At 73.8% G+C, this 19,446-nt stretch carries 19 protein-coding genes; 8 read left to right on the plus strand and 11 right to left on the minus strand.

Going from position 1 to position 19,446, the window contains the following annotated elements:
• Window positions 1-3 precede the first annotated feature (3 nt).
• The gene (locus tag ACIBBA_RS17500; protein WP_396698562.1) at window positions 4-519 is read right to left on the minus strand and encodes a MarR family winged helix-turn-helix transcriptional regulator; all 516 of its coding nucleotides are present in this window, start codon (window positions 517-519) and stop codon (window positions 4-6) included.
• A gap of 105 nt (window positions 520-624) precedes the next feature.
• On the opposite strand from ACIBBA_RS17500, the gene ACIBBA_RS17505 reads away from it, so the two are divergent.
• Complete coding sequence (locus tag ACIBBA_RS17505) at window positions 625-2,742, plus strand: MMPL family transporter (RefSeq protein ID WP_396698339.1); 2,118 nt, start codon at window positions 625-627, stop codon at window positions 2,740-2,742.
• Window positions 2,743-2,805: 63 nt separating this feature from the next.
• On the opposite strand, the gene ACIBBA_RS17510 is transcribed toward ACIBBA_RS17505, so the two are convergent.
• Together ACIBBA_RS17510 and ACIBBA_RS17515 are read right to left on the minus strand one after the other, a co-directional pair.
• Window positions 2,806-3,675: a transglycosylase SLT domain-containing protein gene (locus ACIBBA_RS17510; protein WP_396698341.1), complete on the minus strand. Its 870-nt coding sequence runs from the start codon at window positions 3,673-3,675 to the stop codon at window positions 2,806-2,808.
• Window positions 3,676-3,706: 31 nt separating this feature from the next.
• The gene (locus tag ACIBBA_RS17515) at window positions 3,707-5,119 is read right to left on the minus strand and encodes a DedA family protein (RefSeq protein ID WP_396698343.1); all 1,413 of its coding nucleotides are present in this window, start codon (window positions 5,117-5,119) and stop codon (window positions 3,707-3,709) included.
• A 136-nt stretch (window positions 5,120-5,255) separates the two neighbouring features.
• Here ACIBBA_RS17515 and typA point away from each other — a divergent pair, with 136 nt between their 5' ends.
• On the plus strand, window positions 5,256-7,124 hold the full coding sequence (gene typA / locus ACIBBA_RS17520) for a translational GTPase TypA (RefSeq protein ID WP_396698345.1): 1,869 nt from the start codon (window positions 5,256-5,258) through the stop codon (window positions 7,122-7,124).
• Window positions 7,125-7,216: 92 nt separating this feature from the next.
• Here the strand turns inward: typA and ACIBBA_RS17525 are convergent, their stop codons facing one another.
• Window positions 7,217-7,882, minus strand: coding sequence for a class I SAM-dependent methyltransferase (locus tag ACIBBA_RS17525; RefSeq protein ID WP_396698347.1), 666 nt, complete (start codon window positions 7,880-7,882; stop codon window positions 7,217-7,219).
• A gap of 71 nt (window positions 7,883-7,953) precedes the next feature.
• Between ACIBBA_RS17525 and ACIBBA_RS17530 the strand changes: the two genes are divergently transcribed.
• Window positions 7,954-8,814: a serine hydrolase gene (locus ACIBBA_RS17530; protein ID WP_396698349.1), complete on the plus strand. Its 861-nt coding sequence runs from the start codon at window positions 7,954-7,956 to the stop codon at window positions 8,812-8,814.
• Window positions 8,815-8,847: 33 nt separating this feature from the next.
• Here the strand turns inward: ACIBBA_RS17530 and ACIBBA_RS17535 are convergent, their stop codons facing one another.
• Window positions 8,848-9,789, minus strand: coding sequence for an NAD-dependent epimerase/dehydratase family protein (locus ACIBBA_RS17535; RefSeq protein ID WP_396698351.1), 942 nt, complete (start codon window positions 9,787-9,789; stop codon window positions 8,848-8,850).
• A 108-nt stretch (window positions 9,790-9,897) separates the two neighbouring features.
• Here ACIBBA_RS17535 and ACIBBA_RS17540 point away from each other — a divergent pair, with 108 nt between their 5' ends.
• Both ACIBBA_RS17540 and ACIBBA_RS17545 read left to right on the plus strand, forming a co-directional pair.
• The gene (locus tag ACIBBA_RS17540; protein WP_396698353.1) at window positions 9,898-10,602 is read left to right on the plus strand and encodes a TetR/AcrR family transcriptional regulator; all 705 of its coding nucleotides are present in this window, start codon (window positions 9,898-9,900) and stop codon (window positions 10,600-10,602) included.
• Window positions 10,603-10,693: 91 nt separating this feature from the next.
• A complete protein-coding gene (locus ACIBBA_RS17545) occupies window positions 10,694-11,398 on the plus strand; it encodes a lysoplasmalogenase (protein WP_396698355.1) in 705 nt (234 codons plus the stop codon).
• Here ACIBBA_RS17545 and ACIBBA_RS17550 read toward each other — a convergent pair.
• The gene (locus tag ACIBBA_RS17550) at window positions 11,364-12,170 is read right to left on the minus strand and encodes a tyrosine-protein phosphatase (RefSeq protein ID WP_396698357.1); all 807 of its coding nucleotides are present in this window, start codon (window positions 12,168-12,170) and stop codon (window positions 11,364-11,366) included. The two genes, ACIBBA_RS17545 and ACIBBA_RS17550, sit on opposite strands and share 35 nt — an antisense overlap.
• A gap of 44 nt (window positions 12,171-12,214) precedes the next feature.
• Here ACIBBA_RS17550 and ACIBBA_RS17555 point away from each other — a divergent pair, with 44 nt between their 5' ends.
• Window positions 12,215-13,312, plus strand: a complete 1,098-nt coding sequence (locus ACIBBA_RS17555; RefSeq protein ID WP_396698359.1) for a mandelate racemase/muconate lactonizing enzyme family protein — start codon at window positions 12,215-12,217, stop codon at window positions 13,310-13,312.
• 58 nt (window positions 13,313-13,370) lie between these two features.
• Window positions 13,371-14,297, plus strand: coding sequence for an NlpC/P60 family protein (locus ACIBBA_RS17560; RefSeq protein WP_396698361.1), 927 nt, complete (start codon window positions 13,371-13,373; stop codon window positions 14,295-14,297).
• 42 nt (window positions 14,298-14,339) lie between these two features.
• Here ACIBBA_RS17560 and ACIBBA_RS17565 read toward each other — a convergent pair whose 3' ends face one another.
• Together ACIBBA_RS17565 and ACIBBA_RS17570 are read right to left on the minus strand one after the other, a co-directional pair.
• The gene (locus ACIBBA_RS17565) at window positions 14,340-14,765 is read right to left on the minus strand and encodes a nucleoside deaminase (protein WP_396698363.1); all 426 of its coding nucleotides are present in this window, start codon (window positions 14,763-14,765) and stop codon (window positions 14,340-14,342) included.
• The gene (locus tag ACIBBA_RS17570) at window positions 14,762-15,613 is read right to left on the minus strand and encodes an LLM class flavin-dependent oxidoreductase (RefSeq protein WP_396698365.1); all 852 of its coding nucleotides are present in this window, start codon (window positions 15,611-15,613) and stop codon (window positions 14,762-14,764) included. Before ACIBBA_RS17570 ends, ACIBBA_RS17565 begins: the two co-directional genes overlap by 4 nt.
• Before the next feature lie 93 nt (window positions 15,614-15,706).
• On the opposite strand from ACIBBA_RS17570, the gene ACIBBA_RS17575 reads away from it, so the two are divergent.
• Window positions 15,707-16,165, plus strand: coding sequence for an Lrp/AsnC family transcriptional regulator (locus tag ACIBBA_RS17575; protein WP_396698367.1), 459 nt, complete (start codon window positions 15,707-15,709; stop codon window positions 16,163-16,165).
• Window positions 16,166-16,259: 94 nt separating this feature from the next.
• Here the strand turns inward: ACIBBA_RS17575 and ACIBBA_RS17580 are convergent, their stop codons facing one another.
• The 3 genes from ACIBBA_RS17580 to pnuC form a co-directional block, all read right to left on the minus strand.
• Entirely contained in the window at window positions 16,260-17,258 is a 999-nt protein-coding gene (locus ACIBBA_RS17580) for a TerC family protein (protein ID WP_350872612.1), read from the minus strand.
• A 316-nt stretch (window positions 17,259-17,574) separates the two neighbouring features.
• Window positions 17,575-18,711, minus strand: a complete 1,137-nt coding sequence (locus ACIBBA_RS17585; protein ID WP_396698369.1) for an AAA family ATPase — start codon at window positions 18,709-18,711, stop codon at window positions 17,575-17,577.
• Complete coding sequence (pnuC, locus tag ACIBBA_RS17590) at window positions 18,708-19,361, minus strand: nicotinamide riboside transporter PnuC (RefSeq protein WP_396698371.1); 654 nt, start codon at window positions 19,359-19,361, stop codon at window positions 18,708-18,710. Before pnuC ends, ACIBBA_RS17585 begins: the two co-directional genes overlap by 4 nt.
• Window positions 19,362-19,446 lie beyond the last annotated feature (85 nt).

A 19,446-nucleotide genomic window follows, 5' to 3' on the forward strand; every position in this document is an offset into this window, starting at 1 on the left:
CCGTCAGCCCGTCGGGCGCGCGGGTGCCTCGGGACGGGCGGCGCGCATCTCGTCGCGATGCTCGCGCATCGACTCGACCATGGCGCCCAGGAACCGGTGCACCACCCGCAGCTCGTCGTCGCTGAACGCCGCCATCACCGCGTCGGTACGCCGCCCGAGCGGGCGGAAGAACTCCATGGCCAGCGCGGCGCCCGGGTCGGCGTAGCGCAGGAACACCTTGCGCCGGTCGGCGGTGTCCCGGTCCCGACGGATGTGGCCGGCCCGTTCCAGCCGGTCGATCAGCGCGGTCACCGAGCCGGAGGACAGGTTCAGCTGGGTGCCGAGCCGGCCGGGGGTGATCGGCTGGCCGACCAGTTCGGCGTCCATCACCGCGATCAACGCCTGCAGGTCGGTGGGGTTGAGCCCGTGCAGGTTGGCGAAGGCGTGCCCGATGTGCTGCGCGTCGACCGAGTAGCGGCGCAGGTCGCCGGTGATCTCGGCGACCAACCGCTCGCGGGGTGTGTCGCGCCGCCGGTACATGCCGTGCGCCGTCACCTGCGGCCACCTCCCGTCACCTCGGCTTGCAGCATAGATCAGCCCCGGATAATCTCGTCTGTCAAGATATTTGACAGGCGGGAGAGTTTGATGGCGATTCTGCGCGCGATCGGCCACCGGGTGGCCGGCGCGGTCAGCGGCCGGCGAAGTGCGTGGCTCGTGCTGCTGGTCGCGGTGGCCCTCTCCGGCGCCCTGGTCACCCTCGCCGGGCCGGCCCGCACCAGCGACGACCCGACCGGCGCCCTGCCGGCGAGCACCGAGTCCGTTCAGGTGGCGGCCCTGCAACGGCAGCTGCCCGGTGGTCAGCTCAACCCCGCCCTGGTGGTCTACTCCCGCGACGGCGCCGCGCTCGGGCCGCAGGACGAGGCGGCCATCGCCGCCGACGCCGCCGCCTTCGGCGCGGTCGCCAGCGGACCGGTCTCCCCGCCGGTCTTCGCCCCGGACCGCCGCGCGGCGCTGCTCGCCGTGCCGCTGCCCGCCGCCGCCAGCGCCGAGGCGACCGCCACCGCCGTCAACCAGCTCCGCGCGACCGCCGGCGACGGCCGGCCGGCGGGGCTGACCGCACAGGTCACCGGCGGGGCCGGTTTCCGCGCCGACGTCGCCTCCGCCTTCGACGGCGCGAACCTCACCCTGCTGCTGGTGACCGTCGCGGTGGTGGCGGTGCTGCTGATCGTCACCTACCGCAGCCCCTGGCTCTGGCTGGTGCCGCTGGCGGTGGTCGGCACCTCGGACGTGGTCGCCAACGCGCTGATCGCCGTGGTCAGCCGGGCCCTCGACCTGCCCATCGACCCCTCCACCACCGGCATCGTCGACGTGCTCGTCTTCGGCGCCGGCACCAACTACGCGCTGCTGCTGATCGCCCGCTACCGCGAGGAGCTGCGCCGCCGCCCGGACCGGCGGGACGCCCTGCGCCGGGCCCTCACCTCGGCCGGCCCGGCCGTCGCGGCGAGCGCCACCACCGTGGTGCTCAGCCTGCTCACCCTCACCACCGCCGTGCTGCGCAACGACCGGGCGATCGGTGTCGCCGGCGCGGTCGGCATCACCACCGCGGCGCTCTTCGGACTGCTCGTGCTCCCCGCCGCGCTCGCCGTCTGCGGGCGCGGCCTGTTCTGGCCGTTCGTCCCGCGCCCGGGGCAACCCGACCCGACCCGCACCGGCGGGTGGGCCCGGGTGGGCGCCCTGGTCGCCCGCCGGCCCCGCGCGGTGCTCGCCGGCGCGCTGATCGTGCTGGTGGTGCTGGCCGCCGGGCTCTCCGGCGCCCGGCTCGGGCTGAGCAAGACCGAACAGTTCCGCGTGCAGGCCGAGTCCATCGACGGGCTGAGCACCCTCAGCCGGTACTTCCCGGCCGGCGCCGCCGACCCGACCGTGGTGGTCGCGCGGGCCGGCGCCGAGGCGGCGCTGCTCACGGCGATCACCGACACGCCGGGGGTGGCCGACGCCCGGCCCACCGGGCGCACCGCCGACCTGGTCGCCGTGGACGTGGTGCTCACCGCCGAGCCGGACAGCGCGGCCAGCTACGACACCATCCGGGAGTTGCGCGAGCGGGTGGACCGGGTGCCCGACGCCGAGGCCCGCGTCGGCGGCACGGTGGCGGCCAACCTGGACACCCGGGACGCGGCCGTACGCGACCTACGCGCGGTGGTGCCGCTGATCCTCGGGGTGGTGCTGCTGGTACTACTGCTGCTGCTGCGCTCGGTGGTGGCCCCGCTGGTGCTGGTCGCCACCGTGGTCGGCACGTTCTTCGCCGCGCTGGGCGCCAGCACGTTCCTGTTCACCCGGGTGCTCGACTACGCGGCGCTCGACACCAGCGTCCCGCTGCTGTCCTTCCTCTTCCTGGTGGCGCTCGGGGTGGACTACAACATCTTCCTCGCCACCCGGGCCCGGGAGGAGGCCGCCACCGAGGGCACCCGCCGCGGCGTGCTCACCGCGCTGGCCGTCACCGGCGGGGTGATCACCAGCGCCGGCATCCTGCTGGCCGCGGTCTTCGCCGTGCTCGGGGTGCTGCCGCTGGTGACGCTCACCGAGATCGGTGTCATCGTCGGCCTCGGCGTCCTGCTGGACACCCTGCTGGTCCGCACGCTGCTGGTGCCGTCGATCGTGCTGCTGCTCGGCCGGCGGTTCTGGTGGCCGGGCCGGCTGTCCCGGGCCGACCCGCCCGGCGAGGACCCGAGCCGCGAGCCGGCCACGTTGGCGGCGGCGCGCGACTGAACCGGCGCGGCACGGCGTCGGGGGCGGTGCACCGCCTCCGGCGTCGTCAGCGGCGGCCGGCCGTCAGTAGCCCAGGCAGACGCATTCGGTCATCAGCGCCCGCACGTTGCGCACGTACTGCGGGTTGGGGATGGCCAGCGGCTCGCCCTCCCGCGCGACGGCCGCGTGGCCGTAGTTGTAGGCCGAGATGACCGCGTTGAGCAGGCACGAGTCGAGCTCCGCCGTGCACAGGCCGGCGTCCAGCCGGTAGTCGGCGTCGAAGTACATGTCGCCGATGTACTTGGTGAGCCAGGCCAGGTAGTTGGCCCCGAGGTAGGCGTTGTCGCGGTAGTCGTCGAGGTCGTAGCTCTGCTCGAACCGCTGGTTCATCCACGTCGCGGTCGCCGGCATGACCTGCATCAGCCCGATGCCCCCGTCGCAGGCGACGATGTTGGACTGCCAGCCGCTCTCCTGCCAGGCCGTCGCCTTCACCAGGTTGAGCGGGATCTTGATGTCGGGCGCGGAGGTCGGCCAGTAGATCTTCGCCGCCGCGTCGCCCAGCGCCTGCTTGACCTGCGCCCGGCTGGCCTGCGTACCGCGGTAGGTGGGTTTGCAGTCGGTTGCCGGCGGCTTGGGCGGCGGTGGCGGGACCTTGGTCTCGGTGGGCGGCTTCGCCACCGGGCGTGGCCCGGCGGTGCGGCTCGGCTTCGGGCTCGGCCGCGCCGACGGCGATGCGCTGCGGCTGGGCGCCCGGCCCATCCCCTCCTGGGCGGCGGGGGGTGACGAGGGCTCGTCGACCGCCTCCGCGCCGGCCTCGCCCGGCGCCTCGGTGGGAACGGCGGCCGGCGCGCTCAGTTCCTGCGGCCGGGCCCCCTGCCCCGCGCACCCGGCACCGGCGAGCAGCAGCAGCCCGGCGAGCGCCGCGGCGCACAACCGCCCGCTCCGTCGGCGCATCCCCGTCTCCTCCCGTCGACGTCGCCGCACCTTAACAGGGCTCGACGGGGCGCCGGTGTCCCTCGGAGTCCGCCGGCGACGGCTCCGCGGCCGGCTCCCGCCCGCCGACCGATCGGCCCCGGGTGGCCCAGGCGACCATGAAGACCGCCGTCCAGAGCACCCCGAGCAGCACCGCGGCGACCGTTCCGCTGGCGGTGCTCAGCCCCAGGTAGAGGCGGGCGCCCGCGAGGTAGACGACGCCGGCCGCGGCGGCCGTCCACGCGGCCACCGCGACCGGCCAGCGGGCGCCCCGGGACAGCAGCCAGGCCAGCGTGCAGAGGCTGGCCGTCACCACCGCGTTCTGGGTCGGGAACACGGCGTCGTCCGGGCCGGTGCCGGCCGAACCGGCGAGGTGGGCGACGACCGCCAGGACCAGCAGCGGGACGAAGGCGCCCGCGGTGCCGAGCAGACTGAGCAGGTCGTCCCGCCAGGGCCGGCTGCGCCAGGCGACCACGGCGGCCACCACCGCCACCACGGCGATCAGCACCACTCCGCGCAGCGCGGAGACGGTGCCCAGCACGACGTCGACCGCGCCCGGGGTACGCCGCCCGGCGAACCAGTCGGCGATGGCCCCGTCCACCGCGGCCAGGCCGCTGTGCCGCACCACCACCTCCAGCAGCCCGGCGACGGCGAACCCGGCGGCGAAGAGCAGCAGCAGCCCGGCGGCCAGGTTGAGCAGCATCGTCCAGCCGTGCCCGATGTGCATGGCGAGCAGGAAGAAGAGCACCCCGTGCCGGCGGGTCAGCCAGCGCACCGGGGGCAGCGCGGCGGCCCGGGACAGCAGCGCCCGCACCGGGTCCGGGTTGCGGCCCAGCCAGCGGCCGGCGAGCACCACCGCGACCAGGGCGGCCAGCAGCACCAGCACCGCGCCGGTGGCCCGGCCGAGCAGCCGGGAGACCGTCTGGTAGGATTCGCCGGCCAGGTATCCGACCAGCACCGACGCGGTCACCCAGCTGGTCACCCCAGCCAGGTTCCACGGCGCGAACCGCCGGTAGGGCATCCCGGCCGCTCCGGCCAGCCGGGGCACCAGCGTGCGGGCGAAGGCCACCCACCGGGCCGCGAAGACCCCCCGGCCGCCGAGCCGGTTGAGCAGCCCGTCGGCGCGCCGCCACCGCTCGGGCCCGACCCGCGCGCCCAGCCCGCTGGCCCGCAGTCGGGGCCCGTACCGGCGGCCGGCCCGGAACGCGAGTGTGTCGCCGGTCACCGCGGCGGCGAGCATCACCAACAGCACCGGGGCGAGCCGTAACGTCCCCGCGTACGCTAGGAAGCCGACCAGCAGCAGGGTCGCCTCGCCCGGCACCAGCAGGCCGAAGATCACGGCGGTTTCCCCCGCGACGATCAGCGCGGCGACCAGGTAGATCAGCAGGGGCGGTAGACCCTGCAACCAGGTCAGCAGGTCGTGCACTCGGCCCCCATGAACACGAGGGTCAGCATGCCAGCCGCAGTAGCGGCTGGGACAGGAGTTTCACCACAGATCCGGGCCAACCGGGGGATGACCCCGAGTCGGTACCGGCAATCGCAGACAGGGGAGTATGGAGGGTATGCAGCTTCGCACCGACCTCCGCAACGTCGCCATCATCGCCCACGTCGACCACGGCAAGACGACCTTGGTCGACGCCATGTTGCGGCAGGCCGGCGCCTACGGCGCCCGCGGCGAGGTAACCGAGCGGGTCATGGACTCGATGGACCTCGAACGGGAAAAGGGCATCACCATCCTCGCCAAGAACACTGGCGTGCGATACCTGCCGGCGGATGGCTCCGACCCGGTCACCATCAACATCATCGACACCCCCGGCCACGCCGACTTCGGTGGTGAGGTCGAGCGCGGCCTGACCATGGTCGACGGCGTCGTGCTGCTGGTCGACGCCAGCGAGGGTCCGCTGCCGCAGACCCGCTTCGTGCTGCGCAAGGCGCTCAAGGCCCGGATGCCGATCATCCTCGTGATCAACAAGGTGGACCGCCCGGACGCCCGGATCAAGGAGGTCGTGGACGACACCTACGAGCTCTTCCTCGACCTGGACGCCGACGAGGAGCAGATCGACTTCCCGATCGTCTACGCCTGCGCCCGCGACGGCATCGCCTCGCTGACCCAGCCGGCCGACGGCTCGGTGCCGGACGACAGCAGCTCGCTCGAGCCGCTGTTCCGCACCCTGCTGGACACCATCCCGGCGCCCGCGTACGAGGAGGACGCGCCGCTGCAGGCGCACGTCACCAACCTCGACGCCTCGCCGTTCCTGGGCCGGCTGGCGCTGTGCCGGGTCCGTCAGGGCACCATCAGCAAGGGCCAGACCGTGACCTGGTGCCGCACCGACGGCACCAGCCAGCGGGTACGCATCTCCGAGCTGCTGATGACCGAGGGCCTGGAGCGCAAGCCGGCCGAGTCGGCCGGCCCGGGCGACATCATCGCGGTCGCCGGCATCCCGGAGATCATGATCGGCGAGACCCTCGCGGACGCGGAGAACCCGATCGCGCTGCCGCTGATCACGGTCGACGAGCCGGCCATCTCGATGACCATCGGCACCAACACCTCGCCGCTGGTCGGCCGGGTGAAGGGCGCCAAGGTCACCGCGCGGATGGTGAAGGACCGGCTCGACAAGGAGCTGGTCGGCAACGTCTCGCTTCGGGTTCTGCCGACCGAGCGGCCGGACGCCTGGGAGGTGCAGGGCCGCGGCGAGCTGGCGCTGGCCATCCTGGTCGAGCAGATGCGCCGCGAGTCCTACGAGCTGACCGTCGGCAAGCCGCAGGTGGTCACCCGGGAGATCGACGGCAAGACCTGCGAGCCGGTGGAGCGGCTGACCATCGACGCCCCGGAGGAGTACCTGGGCGCGATCACGCAGCTGCTGGCGACCCGCAAGGGCCGGATGGAGCAGCTGGTCAACCACGGCACCGGCTGGATCCGGATGGAGTGGCTGGTCCCGGCGCGCGGCCTGATCGGCTTCCGCACCGAGTTCCTCACCGACACCCGGGGCACCGGCATCCTGCACCACGTCTTCGAGTCGTACGAGCCGTGGTTCGGCGAGCTGCGGACCCGGCAGAACGGTTCGCTGGTGGCCGACCGGGCCGGTGCGGTCACCTCGTTCGCGATGATCAACCTGCAGGAGCGCGGACAGCTCTTCGTCGAGCCGACCACCGAGGTGTACGAGGGCATGATCGTCGGGGAGAACTCCCGCTCCGACGACATGGACGTCAACATCACCAAGGAGAAGAAGCTCACCAACATGCGGGCCTCGACCTCCGACGAGACCGAGAAGCTGATCCCGCCGCGCAAGCTCTCGCTGGAGCAGGCGCTGGAGTTCTGCCGCGAGGACGAGTGCGTCGAGGTCACCCCGAGCGCCGTGCGCATCCGCAAGGTGGTGCTCGACCAGGCGCTGCGCGGTCGGGCAGCCGCCCGCCGCAAGCACGCCGGCTGACCCAGCCGAACCCGTCCGGAGCCCGGACCGCCCCCGGCGGTCCGGGCTCCCCCGTCTCCAGGCCCCCTCCCCTCCCCCGTCTCCCCCGGGGGTCAGGCGGGTTTGGTGGCCAGGAGGGCGAAGAGGTCGGGGATGGCGTCGGGGCCGGACTCGGTGACCCGGGTCAGGGTCAGACCGGCGGCGGTGACCGCGTTGAGCAGGTCGGCGAGGGGGACGTGCCAGGCCCCCACCCGGGCCCGCACCCCGTGCGCCGACCAGGCGCGGAAGCTGCGTTCCCGCTCGGCGTACCCGGCGTCGACGACGATCCGCTCGCGGTCGGAGCGGTCGGCGAACGCGCCGACGAAGCAGGGGTGCACTCCGACGTGGACGAAGCGCCCGCCGGGCGCGAGCACCCGGGCCGCCTCGGCGATCACCGCCGGATAGTCCGGCAGGTCGGTGTGCCCGAGCACGCAGGTCACCGCGGACACACTCGCGTCGGCGACGGGCAGCCGGGCCGCGTCGCCCCGGGTCGCCGGCATCCGGGTACGGGCGTAGCGCAGCTGGCCGGCGGAGAGGTCCACCCCGAGCGGGCGCCAGCCCAGCCGGCGCAGCTCGGCGGCGTGCAGCCCGGTCCCGCAGCAGAGGTCGAGGCAGCGCCCCGGACCGGGCCCGAGCAGTTCGGCGAGCTGGCGGCGGACCCGGTCCATGTAGTCGGAGGCGGTGTCGGAGGCGAACTCCTCGTACCAGTCGGCGATGGCGTCGTACGCGGCGGTCGTCATGTCCGCACGGTAGGTCCCGGCGCGCCGGACCGCTGCCCGGCGCCGACAGAAGATCAGCTACGGTCACCCGCATGACCTGGGCTGATCTCGACAACCACCTGGACCAGGTGCCCGGCACCGTCTCGGCGTACGTCGGGCGCCTCGGCGCCGGGCCGGTCTGGACCCGCCAACCGGACGCCACCCACTACGCGGCCAGCACCATGAAGGTGGCGGTGCTCGCCGCGCTGCACCGGGCCGCCGAGGCCGGCAGGCTGGACCTGGACGCCCCGGTTCCGGTGGTCAACGCGTTCGACTCGGCACTGCCGGGGGCGCCGCGCTTCTCCTGCGCCCAGGACTACGACAACGACGACGAGGTCTGGGCCCGGGTGGGCGACAGCGCGCCGCTGCGCTGGCTGGCCCACCGGATGATCGTCCGCTCCAGCAACCTCGCCACCAACCTGGTCATCGGCCACGTCGGCCTGCCGGCGGTGGCCGAGGTCTGGGCGCTCGCCGGCGCCCGGCACAGCGTCACCGGGCGAGGCATCGAGGACTTCGCCGCCCGCGACGCCGACATCACCAACCTGGTCACCGCCCCCGACCTGGCCGCCCTGCTCGGTGCGCTGGCCGTCGGCGCCGGCCGCCCCGGCCCGCTCGCCTCGCCGGCCGGCTGCGCCGCCATGCTGGACGTGCTCTTCGCCCAGGAGCACCGCGAGGATCTGGCCGCCGGGCTGCCGGCGGGCACCCGGATCGCACACAAGAACGGCTGGGTACGCGGGGTCCGGCACGGCGCCGGGGTGGTCTTTCCCGACGACGCGCCCCCGTACGCGGTGGTCGTCTGCACCACCACCGACCTCGCCGACGGCGGGGCGAGCGGCGACGGGGTCGGCGACGACGCCTGCCAACTGATCGCCGACGTCTCGGCCCGGGTCTGGGCCGCCCGACACGAGCTGTGACCCGGTCCCCGACGACCGGGCGGGGTGGACGGTTCAGGCCTGGGCGGCGAGCGCCGCGCGGAACCAGTCGACGGTGGCCGTGACCGCGTCGGCCAGCGGCGTCGGACGCTGCCCGAACCGCGCCTCGAACGCCGTGGAGTCCATCACCTGCGCCTCCTCGTACTGGTAGAACAGCTCCGCGTACTCGCTCATGAACGCCGCGTCGAACGGCCCCCACGGCCGGGGCGCGTCGAGCACCTGCACGGTGAACGGACGCCCGACCGCCCGCTCGACGAACTGGTGCACCTCCCGGGTGCTGCGGGCCGCGGCGGTGGGCAGGTGCCACACCTGACCGGCCGCCGCCGCGTCGGCGCCGAGGCGGGCCAGGCCGGCGGCCACGTCGGGCAGGTAGCTGTAGCTGTGCGGCAGGTCGATGTCGCCCAGGGCGAGCACCGGGCCGCCGGCGAGCGCGGCGGGGAACACCGTGCCGCCGAGGCTCGAGTTGAACACCCGCGGGCCGAAGAAGTCCGCCGAGCGGCCCAGCACCACCGGCAGCCGCCCGTCGCGGTGCGCGGCGAGGTAGGCCTCGTCCAATTCGGCGCGCATCCGCCCCTTGCGGCTGACCGCCCGCCACGGCGTCTGCTCGGTCATCACCGCGCCGCCGGTCGGCCCGTACGGGTAGAGCGTGTCCAGCACGACGAGCCGCGCCCCGGCCGCCGCGGCGCCGACCAGCACCGCCGTCTGCATCCGCGGCATCACCTCGATCTGCCGCTCGTAGGCCACGTTGGCGCAGTGGTAGGCCACCGCCGCGCCGGCGAGCGCCGCCGTGGCCTGGGCGGGGTCGGTCAGGTCGGCGGCGACCCCCTCGGCGCCGGGCACGGCCGGCTCGCCGCCCCGGCTCACCGTGCGGACCCGGTGGCCGAGGCCGAGCAGGTGCTCGGCGAGCGTGGTGCCGGCCGGTCCGGTCCCGAGGACGACGTGCAGTTCCTGGTTCATGACCCACTCCTTGGTTAGACTTTCTCGTGTTAGTTACACACCCTAACCACAGTTAGGCTGTGCCTTCAAGTGCCGCCCGTTCCGCGGCACCGAGCAGGGAGGTGAGCCGTGCCGAACGGTGCCGGCGGACCGCGCGAGCGCTACCGCGCCCAGGTGCGCGCCGAGATCAAGCAGGCCGCGCTGGAACAGATCGCCACCGGCGGCGCCGGGGCGGTGGCGCTCACCGGCATCGCCAAGCGCCTCGGCGTCTCCGGCCCGGCGCTCTACAAGTACTTCGGCAGCCGCGACGAACTGCTCACCGAACTGATCCTCGACGCCTACGGCGACGTGGCGACCGTGGTGGCCGCCGCCGCCGAAGCGGCCGGCGACGCCCCGGCCCGGGCCCGGCTGCACGCCCTCGCCGCCGCCTACCGGGACTGGGCCCTCGCCCACCCGCAGAGCTATCTGCTGCTCACCGGCCCACCCAGCCCCACCTACCAGGCACCACCGGAGACCGTCGACCGGGCCCGCGCGGTGCTCGGCCCGTTCCTCACCGTCCTCGCCGAGGGACGGCCCGGGCCCGGCGCCGCAGCACTGCGGGCGCAGCTCGCCCGATGGGCGGAGACCACCCCCGCCGTCGCCACCTGGGTGGGCGCGTTCGCCCCGGCCGGCGACCCCGGCGACGCGCTGAGCGGCGCGGTGACCGCCTGGGCCCGCCTGCACGGCGTGGTCGGGCTGGCCGCCGTGGGCCTCTTCAACGGGATGGGCTTCGACCCCGGCACGCTGCTCGCTGCCGAGATCGACGCGCTCGCCGACAGCTACGGACTGCCCTGACCCGCGGCGTACCGGATCCCGGCCCGCGCGGGCCGACCACCAGGCCCCGGCACGGCTAGGCTGCGCGTACCCCCGCAACCCGGAGCCGCCGATGCCCCGCAGCCGCCTCCTCCTGGCCGCCTTCGTCGCGGTGACCGCCGCCAACCTGGCCGCCAACGCCACCGGTGGCGGCCTCGCCGAGCTGGTCACCAAGCCCCTGCTGATGCCGCTGCTCGCCGGCTACCTCTGGCGGGCCGCCATCGAACGCGGGCACCGCCCGACCCGGCTCGTCCTCGCCGCGCTCGCCTGCTCCACCGGGGGCGACGTGGCCCTGCTCGGCACCGGCACCGGCTGGTTCGTCACCGGGATGGCGCTCTTCCTCGGCGCGCACCTCTGCTACGTCGCGGCCTTCACCCGGCACGGCGCCGCCGCCGCGCTGCGCCGCCCGCCGCTGCTCGCGGCCCCGATCGGGTACGCCGTGCTGACCGTCGCCGCACTGGTCTGGATGTGGCCGGGGCTGACCGACGCCGGGCTCGCCGCGCCGGTGGCCGGTTACGCGATCGCGCTCGCCGCCATGGCCAGCACCGCCGCCGCCCACGGCTGGCGGGTCGGCCTCGGTGGGGCGCTCTTCCTCGGCTCGGACCTGCTCATCGCCACCGGGGTGGCCGGCGTCCTCGACCCGCCCGGCGCGCCCGTGCTGGTGATGGCGAGCTACGCGGCGGGGCAGGCGCTGATCGTCGCCGGCTGGGCGCGCCACGCCGGCACCGCGCCGCCGGCGCCGATCACTCCAGCAACTGCGTCCGCAGCGCCTCGATGACCTCGTCGTCCAGCCCGAGCCCGTCGCGCAGGTACGCCTCGAACGAGCCGTGCACCCGGCGTACCTCGCTGTAGGCCGCGTCCAGGTACTCGGGGCGCACCTCCAGCACCGGCAGCACCGCCTCGACGTCCAGCTCCGGCTGCCGCCGACGCATCGACTCGACGATCACCGCGCGCAGGCTCTCGGTCAGTACGTTGTTGCGCAGGTACTCGGCCCGGATCGTCGCCTCGTCCACTCCGAGCGCGCTCAGCAGGATCACGGTGAGCCAACCGGTGCGGTCCTTGCCCGCCGAGCAGTGGTACACCAGCGGCAGGTTCTCCGGCCGGGCCGCCAGCCGCACCGCCTCGGCGAAGCCGCCCCGGGCCGACGCCCCGGTGACGAACCACCGGTAGATCGCCGCCATCGCCCCCGGGGTGCCCTGCCGCGCCAGCTCCGCGTACGCCCCCAGGTCGTGGCCGAGCAGTACCGCCGAGACATAGGTGAAGACCGGGTGCTCCGGGTCGTGCACCGGCAGGTGGACCGGGCGGGGCTCACCGACCAGCCGGTCCGCCGGGGCGACCTCGATCTCCGAGTCGGCGCGCAGGTCGACCACACAGGCCGGGGCGAGCTTGCCGAACACGGGCAGGTCCTCGTCGGTCAGCCGACCGAGCGCGGGCGTGCGGATCAGCCGCCCCGGCCGCACCCGCCGGCCGCCCGCCCCGACCAACCCGCCCAGGTCACGCGCGTTCGGCGCGCCCACCAGCTCCCAGTCCCGCTCACCGCGCTCGCTCATGTGCCCGCCCCTTCGCCCGTCCGTCTGCGTATAGGGTGCCGCACATGACGATCGCCGCGGTGCGCACCCACCGGCTCTCCGCCCCCCTGCACACGCCGTTCGTCACCGCGTTGCGCCGCACCACCACGGTCGACACCCTGGTCGTCGAGGTGATCGACAGCGACGGCCGGTCCGGCTTCGGCGAGGCGCCACAGGTGTGGCAGGTGACCGGGGCGTCGATCGCCGGCTCCGAGGCCTGCGTCCGGGAGCTGCTCGGTCCGATGCTCACCGGCCGCGACCCGGACGAGCTGGTGGCCCGCTGCGCCGAGGTGCAGCGGGCGGTGGTCGGCAACGAGGCGGCGAAGGCCGGCGTCGACGTCGCGCTGCACGACCTCGCCGCCCGACGGCTCGGGGTGCCACTGGTACGGCTGCTCGGCGGCACCGCGCTCGCCGTACCCACCGACGTGACGCTCGCCGCCGGCGACCCGGCCGATCTCGTCGCCGCCGCCCGCAAGCGCCGCGCCGAGGGCTTCGACGTGCTGAAGCTCAAGGTCGGCACCGACGCCGCCGGCGACCTGGACCGGGTCCGGGCGGTACGCGCCGCGGTCGGCCCGGACGTGCGGATCCGGCTCGACGCCAACCAGGGCTGGACCGCCCGGGAGGCGGTCCGGGTGATCCGCGGGATCGAGGACGCCCGGCTCGACGTGGAACTCGTCGAGCAGCCGGTCGCCCGGTGGGACCTGGACGGTCTGGCCTGGGTCAGCGACCGGGTGGACGTGCCGATCCTCGCCGACGAGGCGGTGTTCGGCGTGCGCGACCTGGTCGAGGTGATCCGCCGCCGGGCGGCCGACATGGTCAACGTCAAACTGGCCAAGTGCGGCGGGCTGCAACCCGCCCGCACCCTGCTCGACCTGGCCACCGCACACGGCATGGGCACCGTGGTCGGCTCGATGATGGAGAGCGGGATCGGGATCGGGGCGGCCGCCAGTCTGGTCGCCGCGTACGGCACCACCGCCGTGTCCGACCTGGACGCCGCCTGGTGGCTGGCCTGGTCGCCGGTGCGCGGCGGGATCCGGTACGAGGCCGCGAAGGTGCTGTTGCCGGACGCCCCGGGGCTCGGCGTGACCTCGATAGATGAAGTAAAGGTGCAGACTCGCGGTTGATGATCGTTGGTTTCTTTCATAGGCTCGCGGGAGCAGGGCACACCAGCTGGGGGTTGACGTGGAGCTGCAGCCGGGCCGCGAGGCCGTCGTCCGGGTCGCGGTCGCGACGCTCTGGACCTCCCCCGAGGCGGTGCGACCGATCGACCGTCCCGCCCTCGCCGCGCGCACCGACATCCCGGCCTGGATCTCCGGCATGGACACCGACCAGCAGGTCGGCGACTGCGTCCTGAGTCAGCTGCTGCTCGGTGAGCGGGTCCTCGTCACCGAGTTGCGCCCGGACGGCTGGGCGCACGTGGTCGCCGTCGAGCAGCCGGCCGCCAAGCTCGACCCTCGTGGCTACCCCGGCTGGCTCCCCGCCGACCAGCTCGTCCCGGCCCCGGCCGCTCCCCCGGCGTCCGACACCGCGCCGCTGGTGGTCGACGCCGTGGTGACCGGGCTGCGCGACACCCCCGACGGGTCGGTGGTCCTGCCCGGGGTCATCCTCGGCACCCGGCTGTCCGCCGCCGGGCCGGCCCGCGACGGCTGGCGGCCGGTGCACGTGCCGGGCCACGCCGACCCGCTCTGGCTGTCCGAGGCGCACCTGGCGGAGCTGCCGGCGACCCCACCGTCAGCCGAGCAGGTGCTGGCCGTGGCCCACCGGCTGCTGCACGTCGTCTACGTCTGGGGCGGGGTCTCCGCACACGGGATCGACTGCTCGGGGCTGGTACACCTCGCCTGGCGGCGGTTCGGGGTGCGACTGCCGCGCGACGCCGACGACCAGGCGGCGGCGACCACGCCGGTGCCACTGGGCGCGGAGCGCCCCGGCGACCTCTACTTCTTCGCCCGCCCCGGCCGGAAGATCCACCACATCGGCATCGTCACCGCCGAACCCGGCGACGGCGACCACCGGCGGATGCTGCACGCCTGCTACCGGCAACGCCGGGTGCTGGAGGAGCCGCTGCCCGCCGACCGGACCGCCACCCTGGTCGGCGCCCACCGCGTCTGAGCGCCGCGACGCCGCCGCATCGCCTGTCCGCCGCTCCGTCGGCTAGTAGTGCTCGTCGATCGGCCGGCGCGCCTCGTCGAACAGCGCCGGCCCCTCGTACCGCACCGGAGGCAGCGGCGGGGTGGCCGGCTTGACCTGCTCGAACTGTTCGCTGGACAGGGCGTACACCACCCGGCCGAGGCCGGACCGGTCGATCGCGGTCGCACACATCGGGCAGGGCTGGCAACTGGTGAACATGGTGGTGCCGGCCGCCACGTCGGGGGCGAGTTCCCGGGCAGCCCAGCGGGCCAGCTTCAGCTCCGGGTGGGCGGTGATGTCCGAGTCGGAGACCACGGTGTTGTGGTCCTCGACCAGGACCGTGCCGTCCGGGCCGACGAGCAACGAGCCGAAGGGCCGTTCGCCGGACGCGCCGGCCTGGCCGGCGATCTCCACGGCACGTCGGAGAAACCTCTCGTCGTCGGGGCTCATCGATCCTCCTGGGATTTGTGATGTGCGGCCACGGCCGCCAGCGTCCGCCAGGCGCGTTCGGGCCGGCGGATCTCGGTCAGGTCACCGTTGAACGGATCCAGCACCACCGTCTCGGCGCCGAGTGAACGGATCTGCTCGAGGTCGGCGAAGATCTGGTCGATGGTCCCGACACCGGCGAGCCGCCCCGGGTCGGTGACCGGCTCACGGGTCTCCCGCAGTGCGATGCGCGGCGTCAACGCGGGCACCGGGCGACCGAGTTCGTCCGCGACGGCCTTCAGCCGCTCCGACGCCTCGGCCAGCCAGCCGGGCATGGGCCGCAGCGGGTGCCAGGCGTCGCCGAGGCGTACGACGCGGCGCATGCCCGTGTCGCTGTTGCCGCCGACCCAGATCGGGATCGCATCGGTGTCGTAGTCGTCGGTGTTCCGCCACGCGTCGCGCACGGCACGCAGGTAGTCGTCGGTCAGCGCGCCGCGTCGCTGGAACGGCACACCGAGCGCGTCGAACTCCTGCCGGGCCCAGCCGACGCCGACGCCGAGGACGAACCGGCCGCCGCTGAGCCGGTTGAGGTTCGCCGCCATCCGGGCGGTGAGCAGCGGGTGCCGGTAGGGAAGGACGAGCACCGTGGTGCCCAGCCTGACCCGCTGGGTCACCCCGGCCAGCCAGGACAGCGTGGTGAACGGCTCATAGAACGGCGCCGGGTACTGCTCGGCCACGTCGGGGGTCACCGCGATGTGGTCGGAGACCATCAGCAGGTCGAAGCCCAGACCCTCGATCGTCTGCGCCCACTGCCGCAACAACTCCGGGTCGGTACCGGGGGCGAAGTTGGGCACGTTCACGCCAATCTGCACGGTCCGAGCCTAGTCAGCCTGGATCGGGATTGGGAACGCGATGTTCCCGGCCATCGCTGGCATCTGCCGTGGATTCGGCGCTAAATTGACTGCGTGGCCGAGAATCTTGATGCCGTCGATTGGTCGATCCTGGTCGAACTTCAGAACGACGGTCGCCTGCCGATCACCGAGCTCAGTCGCCGGGTCAAGCTGAGCGCGTCGGCCACCACCGAACGCGTCAGGCGGCTGGAGGCGACCGGTGTGATCACCGGTTACCGCGCCGAGGTCGACCTGCCCAAGGCGGGCTTCGCCGTGCTCGCGGTGGTGCGGCTCAAGTATCCCGGCAGCCGCCACGAACCGCTCCGCCAGCTGCTGGAGCGGCGGTCGGAGATCCTGGAGTGCCTGCGCACCACGGGCGACGACTGTTACGTGCTGAAGGTGGCGGCCACGTCGATGGCGCATCTCGAACAGATCGTCAACGAGCTCGCCTCGTTCGGCAGCACCACCACCAACGTGGTCTACAGCGCCACCCTGCCCTATCGCGGCCCACGCCCGACGCCACCCCACTCGTGACCGACCCACCCGCGACGCGAGCCGTACGCGTCGAGGGGCGCCCCCGGTTCCGGAGGCGCCCCTCGATGCTGTCAGGCCGCGAACGGCCCGGTCGTCAGCCGCGCGCCTCGGCCAGCTCCCGACGCCGGTCCCGAGCGGACTTGACCAGGCTGGCCACCGTGGCCACCAGCAGGGTGCCGAGGATGACCAGCAGGGAGAGCCAGATCGGGATGTGCGGGGCCCAGCCGACGTGCTCGCCGCCGTTGATGAACGGCAGGTTGTTGTCGGCGAGCGCCTCCAGCACCAGCTTCACCCCGATGAAGCCGAGCACCACGGCCAGGCCGTAGCTGAGGTAGATCAACCGGTCGAGCAGGCCGCCGAGCAGGAAGTAGAGCTGCCGCAGCCCCATCAGGGCGAAGACGTTGGCGGTGAAGACCAGGTACGGCTCCTGGGTGATGCCGAAGATCGCCGGGATCGAGTCCAGCGCGAAGATCAGGTCGGTGGTGCCGATCGCGATCATCACGATCAGCAGCGGGGTGAACAGCCGGCGACCGCCCTCGTGGGTGGTCAGCCGCCCCCCGTCGTACGCCTTCGAGATCGGCAGCGCCTTGCGGCTCCACCGGATCAGCACGTTCTCGGAGAACTCGTCCTCGTCGGGCTCCCCCTGGCGGGCCAGGTTGATCGCGGTGTAGATCAGGAACGCGCCGAAGATGTAGAACACCCAGGAGAACTGGGAGATCAGCGCCGCGCCGGCGGCGATGAACCCGCCGCGCATCAGCAGCGCCAGCACTATGCCGACGAGCAGCACCTTCTGCTGGTACTGCCGGGGCACCGCGAACCGGGCCATGATGATCACGAAGACGAAGAGGTTGTCGACCGAGAGGCTGTACTCGGTCAGCCAGCCGGTGTAGAACTGGCCGGCCGCGCTGGGGCCGGCGGTCAGCCAGATCCCCGCTCCGAAGAGCAGGGCCAGGCCGACGTAGAAGCCGACCCAGAGGCTCGACTCACGCACGCTCGGCTCGTGCGGGCGTCGACCGATGATCAGCAGGTCGACGAGCAGGACCGCAGTCAGTGCGACGAGCGTTCCCGCCCACACCAATCCGGACACGTCCAACGTTCATTCCTCCGGCAGACACGCGGCGACCGGCACACCGTACGCCCTGCGAGGACGTGGTGTGCCGGTGACGCTCACTCTGGTGACTGTCGGAGGTCTCTTCCGTCACCGGCTGGCGGTGACCGACGGGGCCGGGTCGCGCCACTGAGGGGTGGTCGACCGTGCTGACGACTCCGTCGCGAGGGAATACTCCCCTCCTCGATCACCATTGTGGCGTACCGCCCGCGGTGATCGCACGTCGGGCACCGGTGGTACCGGACACGTCCCCGCTCGGAATAGCACGGCGGCGTGTCGGGTGGCACACCGAAAGGGCGTCCTAGGAGGCTGGGTTTCCAATGGGCGGGGCCAACGGGTCGGCCAGGGGCCAACCCGCGGCGAGCAGCGCGTCGCAGGCCGCGACCGCCCGGGCCAGCCGTTCCTCGTGCGGGCCGGTCAGCTCCACCACCGGCACCCCGCAGTCGGCCAGCTCGACCCGGAACCGGTCGGTCATCCAGGCTCGCAGGTGCGCCCCGTCGCGCAGGCCGTCATCGGTGAACGGCACGCCCCGGTCGTCGGTGAGCAGGTACAACGCGGGTCGCCGGGCGGCGGCGCGTACCGCCGGGGACGCGGCGCCGAGGTAGCGCTCCTCCCAGACGGCGGTGGCCCGCGCGTCGGTGTCGCAGATCAGCAACGGGCCGCACACCCGGGCCGCGGCGTCCTCGGCCGCCCGCTGCTCCCGGACCACCTCCCGGAAGTCGCCGGAGTCCCAGACCACGTCGAAAACGGTCGCCGCCGGCTGCCGCTCGCGCAGGCGGGCGAGCTTGCGCGCGGTCAGCTCCCGGCCGTACTCCGGCACCCATTTGGTGCGGTAGTGGGCGGCGAGCGCGCCGGCCATGGTGGTGGTGCCGGTCGACTCGGCGCCGACCACCACCACCCGCTTCACGAACCAGGCCCGCACCGGCGGGGCCAGCCACCGCCAGTGGCCCGCCGGGTCCGCGCGCACGGCGGTACCGGAGACCGGCACGGTCCGCCGATCCGGATCCACCGCCACCGGCACGGCGTCGAAGCGCCGGGCCAGCTCCACGCCGTACGCCTCGGAGGAGAAGACGGCGTCCACCGGCGTCTCGCCGACGGCCTCGCGGAACACCGCACAGTGCGCGTCCCAGATCGCCGGGTCGGCGTAGTCCACCGGGTGGTCGTCGTACCGGCCGACGAAGCGGACCCACGGCGTCTCCGCGTGCACCTCGCGCAGCCAGTCGAGCCGGAGCGCGAGCGGGATGGACTCCCGGCGGGACGGGGCCACCACCACGGTGACCGCCGCGCACCGGGCGGCCGCGGCCGCGATCAGGGCGTGGTGCCCGGCGTGCGGCGGATAGAACTTGCCCACCACCATCCCGTGCCGGAACTCCGGTGCCACCGGGCCGGCCCCCAGGTCAGCGGCCTGCTCCCCGCGCACCGCCTCCTGGCTGGTCAAGCGGTCACCGGGGCCGGGCCGGGCGGCACGGGGGTCGGCTGCTCGGCCCGGCGCAGGTCGGCGCGCCAGGTGCGCAGCCCGAGCACGCAGAGGGCGAGGAAGACCAGGTACAGGGCAGCGGTCAGGTACAGCCCCTTGTACGCGTAGAGCGGGATGTAGATCAGGTCGGCGGCGATCCACAGCCACCAGCTCTCCACCCGCTTGCGGGTCTGCCCGTACGTGGCCAGCAGGGAGAGCGCCGTGGTCAGCGCGTCCGGCAAGGGCACCGTGGAGTCGGTGGCCCGGTCCAGCAGGGCCCAGAGGCCGGCGGTGAGCAGCACTCCGGCGACGGCCAGCGCCAGCCACTCGCGCCGCCCCGTCCGACTCACGGTGAGCCGGCTTCGTTGCTCCCCGCCGAAGAGCCAGTGCCACCAGCCGTAGAGGCCCAGTCCGACGTAGACGATCTGCAGTCCGGCGTCGGCGTAGAGGCCGGCGGTCCAGAACAACAGCATGAGCAGCAGCACGTTGGCGATGCCGACCGGCCAGTTCGCGATCCGCTGCCGGGCCACCAACCAGACGTTGACCACGCCGGTGGCGAAGCCGAGCAGCTCCGCCCAGGTGGTGCCGGTGCCGGCCACGGTGAACGCCGTGCCGGTGAGCCAGTCGATCATTCCCACTCCCTTCCGCGCGCCCACCCTAGGGCCGGCGCGGGCCTGAGAACAGACCCCGCGACACCGGTGGGGTCGGCCGCCGTGG

The sequence above is a fragment of the Micromonospora sp. NPDC051006 genome (genome assembly GCF_044456245.1).
In the GTDB taxonomy this organism is placed as follows: Bacteria; Actinomycetota; Actinomycetes; order Mycobacteriales; family Micromonosporaceae; genus Micromonospora.

Coding starts and splice junctions, on each gene's coding strand:
- ACIBBA_RS17565 (WP_396698363.1), bottom strand. CDS start 14,765: ATGAGCCCCGACGACGAGAGGTTTCTCCGACGTGCCGTGGAGATCGCC.
- ACIBBA_RS17550 (WP_396698357.1), bottom strand. CDS start 12,170: ATGAGCGAGCGCGGTGAGCGGGACTGGGAGCTGGTGGGCGCGCCGAAC.
- ACIBBA_RS17535 (WP_396698351.1), bottom strand. CDS start 9,789: ATGAACCAGGAACTGCACGTCGTCCTCGGGACCGGACCGGCCGGCACC.
- ACIBBA_RS17530 (WP_396698349.1), top strand. CDS start 7,954: ATGACCTGGGCTGATCTCGACAACCACCTGGACCAGGTGCCCGGCACC.
- ACIBBA_RS17525 (WP_396698347.1), bottom strand. CDS start 7,882: ATGACGACCGCCGCGTACGACGCCATCGCCGACTGGTACGAGGAGTTC.
- ACIBBA_RS17505 (WP_396698339.1), top strand. CDS start 625: ATGGCGATTCTGCGCGCGATCGGCCACCGGGTGGCCGGCGCGGTCAGC.
- ACIBBA_RS17555 (WP_396698359.1), top strand. CDS start 12,215: ATGACGATCGCCGCGGTGCGCACCCACCGGCTCTCCGCCCCCCTGCAC.
- ACIBBA_RS17545 (WP_396698355.1), top strand. CDS start 10,694: ATGCCCCGCAGCCGCCTCCTCCTGGCCGCCTTCGTCGCGGTGACCGCC.
- ACIBBA_RS17500 (WP_396698562.1), bottom strand. CDS start 519: ATGTACCGGCGGCGCGACACACCCCGCGAGCGGTTGGTCGCCGAGATC.
- ACIBBA_RS17510 (WP_396698341.1), bottom strand. CDS start 3,675: ATGCGCCGACGGAGCGGGCGGTTGTGCGCCGCGGCGCTCGCCGGGCTG.
- typA (WP_396698345.1), top strand. CDS start 5,256: ATGCAGCTTCGCACCGACCTCCGCAACGTCGCCATCATCGCCCACGTC.
- pnuC (WP_396698371.1), bottom strand. CDS start 19,361: ATGATCGACTGGCTCACCGGCACGGCGTTCACCGTGGCCGGCACCGGC.